This window comes from Streptomyces sp. rh34 (assembly GCF_002551245.1).
Classification (GTDB): Bacteria; Actinomycetota; Actinomycetes; order Streptomycetales; family Streptomycetaceae; genus Streptomyces.
In genome coordinates this window covers 41956-50192 of record NZ_NTGZ01000023.1, presented here as the reverse complement: position 1 = coordinate 50192, position 8237 = coordinate 41956, and the positions used below count along the sequence as shown (strand labels likewise).

The 8237-nt window shown below is 71.5% G+C and carries 4 protein-coding genes and 1 pseudogene; all 5 read right to left on the bottom strand.

Annotated elements, in window-relative coordinates; all coding sequences use genetic code 11:
- A pseudogene (locus CR470_RS07875) lies at nucleotides 1-1478 on the bottom strand (dTMP kinase); the annotation flags it as partial.
- A gap of 251 nt (nucleotides 1479-1729) precedes the next feature.
- Complete coding sequence (gene topA, locus CR470_RS07870; protein WP_097866837.1) at nucleotides 1730-4627, bottom strand: type I DNA topoisomerase; 2898 nt, start codon at nucleotides 4625-4627, stop codon at nucleotides 1730-1732.
- A gap of 280 nt (nucleotides 4628-4907) precedes the next feature.
- Nucleotides 4908-5105, bottom strand: coding sequence for a hypothetical protein (locus CR470_RS07865; protein WP_097866842.1), 198 nt, complete (start codon nucleotides 5103-5105; stop codon nucleotides 4908-4910).
- Between the two features lie 370 nt (nucleotides 5106-5475).
- On the bottom strand, nucleotides 5476-7002 hold the full coding sequence (locus CR470_RS07860; protein WP_097866836.1) for a DUF7059 domain-containing protein: 1527 nt from the start codon (nucleotides 7000-7002) through the stop codon (nucleotides 5476-5478).
- Between the two features lie 78 nt (nucleotides 7003-7080).
- Nucleotides 7081-7767 (bottom strand): small secreted protein, encoded by a 687-nt coding sequence (locus CR470_RS07855; protein ID WP_097866835.1) that lies wholly within the window; start codon nucleotides 7765-7767, stop codon nucleotides 7081-7083.
- Nucleotides 7768-8237 lie beyond the last annotated feature (470 nt).

Here is an 8237-nt window from a genome sequence, read left to right as displayed (position 1 = left end):
AGACAGCGCAGGTCCCGGCGCAGCGGCACGCCCGCCCGGTCGTCCGTCTTGGCGAGGACGAGGGCGGCGACGGGCAGCAGCAGCGCGCCGAGGAGCATCAGGGTGAACGCGGCCCCGCCGTGGGCGAAGACGAAGTCGCCGGCGACCAGGCGGTGCCGCCCGATCGCGGCGGCCAGCAGGGGGCCCGCGACCGCGCCGAGCGCGACGAGCACCCGGACGACGGCCTGGAGGTGCTCGGTGGTCCGGGCCTGCCGGAACGCCTCGGTCTCCTGGTCGATCAGGGTGTGCCCGGTGTTCGCGGCGACCCCGGCGGCGTAACCGGCGAGCAGGGCGATGGCGATCCCGGTCGCGGTGTCCGGCACCAGGCCGAGCGCGAGAAGCGCGAGGCCGGTGACGGCGGTGGCCAGCGCCAGCAGACGGCGGCGCGACAGGGTGGGCAGCACGTGGCGCGCGGTGCGGATGCCAAGGGCGGTGCCGCCGGTCAGTCCGAGGACCAGCAGCGCGAACGTCGCGGGCCCGCCGCCGAGGTCGTAGGCGTGCAGTACGGCGACGGCCGCGGCCGCGGCGACGGCTCCGGCGAGGGCCGCGCAGACCGCGACCAGCAGGGGAACGGCGCCGGTGCGGCCCTTGTCGGGGCCGTTGCCGGTGGCCGGGCGGCGCAGGCCCTCCAGCGGGGAGCGCGGCCGGGGCGTCTGCGTGGCCGGGAACTGCAGGAAGTACAGGATGGAGATGGAGGCGGAGAAGAGCCCTGCCGCGACATAGGACCCCAGGGCCGCCTGGTGGAAGGAGAACCACTCCAGGCCCGAGCCGAGGAGGTTGCCGACCAACGTGGCGGCCAGCAGGGCCACCGCGGCGGCGGGCACGGCGAGGAAGTTCGTACGCAGCGAGAGGCGGCGCAGGGCGTCGAGGTGGTCGGGCAGGGGGCGTACGGCCGCGCCTTCGAGGGGCGGGGCGGGCAGCAGTGCCGGGGCGGCGCTGTCCTTGGCCACGGCCCACAGGCGCTCAGCGGCGCCGGTCACGAAGACGGTGATGAGGATCATCATGAGCGCCTTGTCGGGCGTCCAGTCGATCCACAGCGGGGCGACGACCAGGAGCGCCAGGCGCAGCCCGTCCACCCCGATCATCAGCCATCGCCGGTCCAGCTTTCCGCCGGGCCCCGTGAGGGACGTCAGAGGCCCCAGGAGTACGGCTCCGAAGAACAGGGTGGAAAGGATCCGGGCACCGAAGACGGCGGCGACGGCGAAGGCCGCCCCGCGGTATCCGGTGCCGAATGAGCCCTCAAGGACCGCCGCTTGCAGCGACAGCAGCACCAGCACGAGAAGGGCGAGTGCATCGCCGATACCGCCGACGAGCTGGGCGCTCCACAACCGCTTCAGCGGGGGAATACGCAACAGGGCCCGTACGGCGCGCTCGCGTGAGTCTGCGGCAAGTGTGTCGGAGGTGGGGCTCACGACCGTTGGCTGCTCGGCTCGCGTCATCCGCCCAGCCTATCGGCAGCGGCGCGGTCGCTGTCGGCCCGTCCGAACATATGGACGCAGACAGCTTCCGGCCATCGTGCGCGAGCCCCTCTTACGCGCCGCCGCCGCGTACGCCTGCGCACCACCTCCCGGCACGCCTGCGCGCCACGCCTGCGCACGACTTCCCGGCATGCCTGCGCACCACCGCCCGGCACCTGGATCACTGGGATCGGGGTGCCGGGCGGCTGGGTGCGATCAGCGCGATGCCGGGGTCAGTCGTCCGACGGGGCGGAGGTGGCGGCCGAAGCCGTCTTCTTCGCCGTCGCCGTCTTCTTGGCGGCCGTCTTGGCGGGCGTCGCCTTCTTGGCCGTCGTCGTCTTCTTCGCCGCGGTCTTCTTGGCGGCCGTGGTCTTGGTGGCCGTCGTCTTCTTCGCGGCCGTCTTCTTGGCCGTCGCCTTCTTCGCCGGGGCCTTCTTGGCCGTCTTCTTCTTGGCGGGCCCCTTGGCGCGCTTCTCGGCGAGCAGCTCGTAGCCGCGCTCCGGCGTGATGTCCTCGACGCTGTCGTCGGTCCGCAGCGTCGCGTTCGTCTCGCCGTCGGTGACGTACGCGCCGAAGCGGCCGTCCTTCACCACGACCGGCGCACCGCTGACCGGGTCGGTGCCCAGCTCCTTCAGCGGCGGCTTGGCCGCGGCCCGGCCGCGCTGCTTGGGCTGCGCGTAGATCGCGAGGGCCTCTTCGAGGGTGATGTCGAAGAGCTGGTCCTCGGAGGTCAACGACCGGGAGTCGGTGCCCTTCTTCAGATACGGGCCGTAGCGGCCGTTCTGCGCGGTGATCTCGACGCCCTCGGCGTCCTCGCCGACGACGCGCGGCAGCGACATCAGCTTGAGGGCGTCGGCGAGGGTGACCGTGTCCAGGGACATGGACTTGAAGAGGGAGGCGGTCCGCGGCTTCACCGCGTTCTTGCCGGTCTTCGGCGTCCCCTCGGGCAGCACCTCGGTGACGTACGGGCCGTAGCGGCCGTCCTTGGCGATGATCTGGTTGCCGCTGACCGGGTCGGCGCCCAGCTCGAAGTCGCCGCTGGGCTTCGCCAGCAGCTCCTCCGCGAGCTCCACGGTCAGCTCGTCGGGTGCCAGGTCCTCGGGCACGTCGGCACGCTGGTGGCCCTCGGCACCCTTCTCGCCCCGCTCGATGTACGGGCCGTAGCGGCCGACACGGAGCTTGATGTCGTTGCCGACCGGGAAGGAGGAGATCTCCCGGGCGTCGATCGCGCCGAGGTCGGTGACCAGGGCCTTCAGGCCGCCGAGGTGGTCGCCGTCGCCGTTGCCCGCGTCGGAGGCCGCTCCGACCGCGGCGGTGTCGTCACCGGGCTGGACCCCGAAGTAGAAGCGCTTGAGCCACGGCACGGACTGGGCCTCACCCCGCGAGATGCGGTCGAGGTCGTCCTCCATGCGGGCGGTGAAGTCGTAGTCGACGAGCCGGCCGAAGTGCTTCTCCAGCAGGTTGACCACGGCGAAGGACAGGAAGGACGGGACGAGCGCCGTGCCCTTCTTGAAGACGTAACCGCGGTCCAGGATCGTCCCGATGATCGAGGCGTACGTGGAGGGGCGGCCGATCTCTCGCTCTTCGAGCTCCTTGACCAGCGAGGCCTCGGTGTACCGGGCCGGGGGCTTGGTGGCGTGCCCGTCGACCGTGATCTCGTCGGCGGACAGCGCGTCGCCCTCGGCCACCTGCGGCAGCCGGCGCTCGCGGTCGTCCAGCTCGGCGTTCGGGTCGTCGGCGCCCTCGACGTACGCCTTCATGAAGCCGTGGAAGGTGATCGTCTTGCCGGACGCGGAGAACTCGGCGTCCCGGCCGTCGCTCGCCCGGCCACCGATCTTGACGGTGACGGAGTTGCCGACGGCGTCCTTCATCTGGGAGGCGACGGTCCGCTTCCAGATCAGCTCGTAGAGCCGGAACTGGTCGCCGGTGAGCCCGGTCTCGGCAGGGGTGCGGAAGCGGTCGCCGGAGGGTCGGATCGCCTCGTGCGCCTCCTGCGCGTTCTTGACCTTCCCGGCGTACGTACGCGGCTTCTCGGGGAGGTAGCTCGCCCCGTACAACTGCGTGACCTGGGCCCGGGCCGCGGAGATCGCGGTGTCGGAGAGGGTCGTGGAGTCCGTACGCATATAGGTGATGAAGCCGTTCTCGTACAGCTTCTGCGCCACCTGCATGGTCGCCTTCGCCCCGAAGCCCAGCTTGCGGCTCGCCTCCTGCTGGAGGGTCGTGGTCCGGAAGGGGGCGTACGGGGAGCGCCGGTACGGCTTCGACTCGACGGACCGGACCGCGAAGGAGGAGTCGGCGAGCGCGGCGGCCAGGGCGCGGGCGTTCGTCTCGTCCAGGTGCAGGGTCTGGGCGGAGCCGGCCTTCAGCTGCCCGTCGGGGCCGAAGTCGCGGCCCTGGGCGATCCGGCGGCCGTCGACCGCGCTGAGGCGTGCGGTGAGGGTCGAGGGGTCGGAGGCGTCACCGGTGCGGCCGGTGGCGAACTTTCCGGTCAGGTCCCAGTACTCGGCGGAGCGGAAGGCGATGCGCTCGCGCTCCCGCTCGACGACGAGCCGGGTGGCGACGGACTGGACGCGGCCCGCCGAGAGCTTCGGCATGACCTTCTTCCACAGGACCGGCGAGACCTCGTAGCCGTAGAGGCGGTCGAGGATGCGGCGGGTCTCCTGGGCGTCGACCATGCGCTGGTTGAGCTCGCGCGGGTTGGCGACGGCGGCCCGGATCGCGTCCTTGGTGATCTCGTGGAAGACCATCCGGTGGACCGGGACCTTGGGCCTGAGCACTTCCTGGAGGTGCCACGCGATGGCTTCGCCCTCGCGGTCCTCATCGGTGGCGAGGAAGAGTTCGTCGGACTCGGCCAGCAGCTGCTTGAGCTTCCTGACCTGGGCCTTCTTATCGGCGTTGACGACATAGATGGGCTGGAAGTCGTGTTCGACGTCCACCCCGAGGCGGCGTACCTCGCCGGTGTACTCGTCCGGGACCTCGGCCGCGCCGTTCGGGAGGTCGCGGATGTGCCCGACGCTCGCCTCGACGACGTATCCGGGGCCGAGATAGCCCTTGATCGTCTTCGCCTTGGCAGGCGACTCGACGATGACGAGTCGGCGGCCGCCCTGTGCGGTCTCGCTGGTCGGGGACAACTTCGCTCTTCTCTCCGGTCGACACTCGATGGGCATCCGGGCAGCGTCATGACGCTGCCAGGGTGCTGTCGCTGCGGAGTGTGACGGTACAACCCGCCCCCGTGTCAAACGGCAAAAGCCCGCAACGGCCACTCGAACGGTAACCCGACTTCCGCCATTCCTGCCGCCCGGACCGCCGGGTCCGGGCCACGCGGAGGCTTGGCCGGTGCCTTTTCGGAGGTGGTCGCGGTGTCCGCCGGGCGTCCTGTCGGCCCGGGCGCCGCCCCGCCGGGGGCGGGGATCAGACGAGCGTGAAGCACCACACGCCGAGGCCGAGGAAAACGAGGCCGAAGAGCGTCGTGAGTGCGGTGGAGGCGACGGGGCTCACACCGTGCGCCACCGGCGCGCGGTGCAGGGCTCGCGCCCCTGTCCAGAGCAGGAGGGCGGCGCCGAACAGCGCCAGGGCCGTACCGGCGAAGACTGCTGAGACGCTCTCCATGTCGTACTCCTGGACCGTCGTGGCGAACCGCCCGGGACCGGCCGGCCGGTCCCGGAGCCGGACCTCGACGGCCCGGCACGGGGAGGTTGTCACCCCGGGGCATCGCCCACACGAACCCGGGATGAACAGCACTCCCCCGCCGACCAGCGGAACACCATCGGCCGCATACGGAGCACGCGGCGGCCGTACACGACCGGAATGCGTGGTCCGGGCGCGCCGGAGAGCGCGCCGCGCCGGAACGCACTGGCGACAGGGGCGACACCGCCCGACCGGGGAGCGTCCCCACTCCGTACCGGAAGGCGGTCACGGTCACGGTCGCAGGGCGCGGACTCCAGGTCGCCGGTCGCCGTACCTCCGCGCACTCCGCGGTCTACCGGCCCCGCGGCACGACGTCGGGCGCCGGCTCCAGGAAGCCCTCCTCGACCAGCAGCCGGATCGCCTGCGGGGTGCGGTCGCGCAGGAGCACCGGATCTTCCGCCATCAACTGCGCGATGGCGTCCAGGATCCGCCCGGCGGGCAGCGAGCCGTCGCACACGCCCGCGAACCCTGCGGCCACCGCGTCGACCTTGGTCGCCCGCATCATGCCGCGGTGCTGACGCAGCACCACATGCTCGGGATCCTCCGCGCCCGGCAGACCGACCTGCTCCTGCACGACCTCGGCGGCGAGAGCGAAGTGCCCGGCGAGCAGCGCCGCGTCGTCCTGGTCGCGGAGGTAGTCCTGGCGGGCGAAGTGCTCCTGGACGGCCTGTCCGAGCGGCTGCTGCACCGCGTGCGGCCATTCCTCGACGACGATCGAGGGGTTCCCGGCCGCCGCGGCGGCGGATTTGCGCAGGGTGATCCAGCCGAATCCGACGGCCGTGGCGCCCCGCGCCTCGAACGCGTCGAGCCACGCCTCGTACCGCTCGGCGTACTCGGCGGGGTCGCCACGGTGGTCGCCGCTGTCGCGCAGCCACAGCTCGGCGTACTGCGTGACGTCCTGGACCTCGCGCTGGACGATCCAGGCATCACAGCCGAACGGCACCCAGGAGCGCAGCCGGTCCTGCCACTCCTCGCCCTCCACGTGCTGCCAGTTGGCGAGGAACTGGGCGTAACCCCCCTCGTTCAGATGGTCGCCGGACTGCTGCACCAGCGTGCGGCACAGGTCGTCGCCGCCCATGCCGCCGTCCCGGTAGGTGAGGCGGGCGCCGGGCGAGATGACGAAAGGCGGGTTGGAGACGATCAGGTCGAACGTGTCGGAGCCCACCGGCTCGAAGAGGGAGCCCTCGCGCAGGTCGGCGGGGGCGGCGCCGGACAGGGCGAGGGTGAGCCGGGTGAACTCCAGGGCACGGGGGTTGAGGTCGGTGGCGGCGACCCGGGTCGCGTGCTGGGCGGCGTGCAGCGCCTGGATGCCGGAGCCCGTACCGAGGTCGAGGGCCGAGGCGACCGGCGCCCGGACGGTGATCCCGGCGAGGGTGGTGGAGGCCCCGCCGACCCCGAGGACCACGCCCTCCTCGCGCGAGCCGATCCCGCCCGCACCGCCGACCGCGCACCCGAGGTCGGACACGATGAACCAGTCCTCCCCGTCCGGCCCCCCGTACGGCCGTACGTCGACGCCCGCGCGGACCGTCCCGTCGGCGTGGCTCACCCAGCCGTCCGCGACGCACTCGGCGAGCGGCAGGGCGGCACGGGCCCGCTCCTCGGCGACGGGACGCTGCAGAAGGAAGAGCCGCACCAGCGTGTCGAGCGGGGCGTCGCCCCGGGTGGCCCGCAGGGCGGGGACCGTCTCGCTGCGGGCGAGGGCGGCATAGGCGGGCGCGCCGAGGCGGTCGAGGAGCCCGTCCGCGGTGAAGTCCGCGGCGAGCAGGGCCTCACGGAGGGCGGCGGCGTGGTCGGGTGCGGGAAGGCTGCTCTTACTCACCCACCCATTGTGTCCGCTCCCACCGACAACGGCAGCGGCCCGGGCACCCACCGGGTGTCCGGGCCGGGAGAACGGCGCTCAGTCCTTCTTCTCCGAGGAGTCCTTGTCCGCGGACTCCTTCTCCGTCGAGTCCTTCTCCGTCGAGTCCTTCTTGTCGGGGGCCGTGCCCTCCGGGGCCGCGTCGGAGCCGGCCGCCCCGGAGCCGGAGGGACCGGTCGAGGCAGTCGGCTTCTGGCAGCCCTTCTGCTTCGACATCGCGACGCCGACCTCGCCGGACTGGAGCTTCTTCAGAGCCTGGTCACCGCTGGTGCTGATCTTGTTCAGCTCGTCGGCGATGCCCTTCAGTCCGTCGGCGAACTTCGCCTGGTCCTTGGTGTCGAGCGCGTCGACCTCGGTCTTGAGGTCGGCGTACGCCTTGGAGGAGGCGTTGAGCTCCTTCACCGCTTCCTTCTGCGTGGTCTCACCGTCGTCGACCGGCGGCGGGCCGGCCGAGTCCACGGCGGTGCCCAGCGACTTGTACGCCTGGGAGATCTGCTGGAAGGCGGCCGAGTCGGTCTTCTGGACGTCGGCGGGCTTGCTGTTGTCCGCGGTCTGCTGCTGGATGGAGGCGTTGGCGTTGGCGATCTTCTGCAGTTGCGGCTGAACCTGGTCGCAGACCTTCTTGGCCCAGTCGTTGACCTTGTTGTCGCTGTCGTCGCTGCAGCCCGACAGCGTCAGTACGAGTACCGCACCGCCGGACAGTGCGGCTGCGAGCTTCTTGTTCACCGGATTGGTCCCTTCCAATGCTCTCGGCCCCGGAACTTACACGCCGAGGGGGCGACAGCCGGGTGCCGGTCATCCGGTGTGCATGCTTTTGAAGCCATTTGCACCAAGGGAAATGAGGGAGATGCCACTCGCACAGAGAATCGGACACACGATCGGTCACTCACGCGATCGGGCACTCATCCGAAAGGCTGCTCCGCATCATCACCTCCCATCGCCCCGCACTGATCCACACCGATCCCACCGATCCCACCGACGCAGGCGACGCCGGACGAGGACGGAAGGGGGGCGCTCGAGGAGGGCGGAGGAGGGCGATGAAGAAGCAGACGAAGCAGACGAAGGCGGACGGCACGTCAGCACGCACCGTCCGCCCACTCCTTGATCACACGTCACGTCGGCCGACGCCGGGCGCTCCTCCCTCCCGCGTGCGTCTCACGGAGCCGCCGTACAGACGACCCACGGGCCCGCATGCA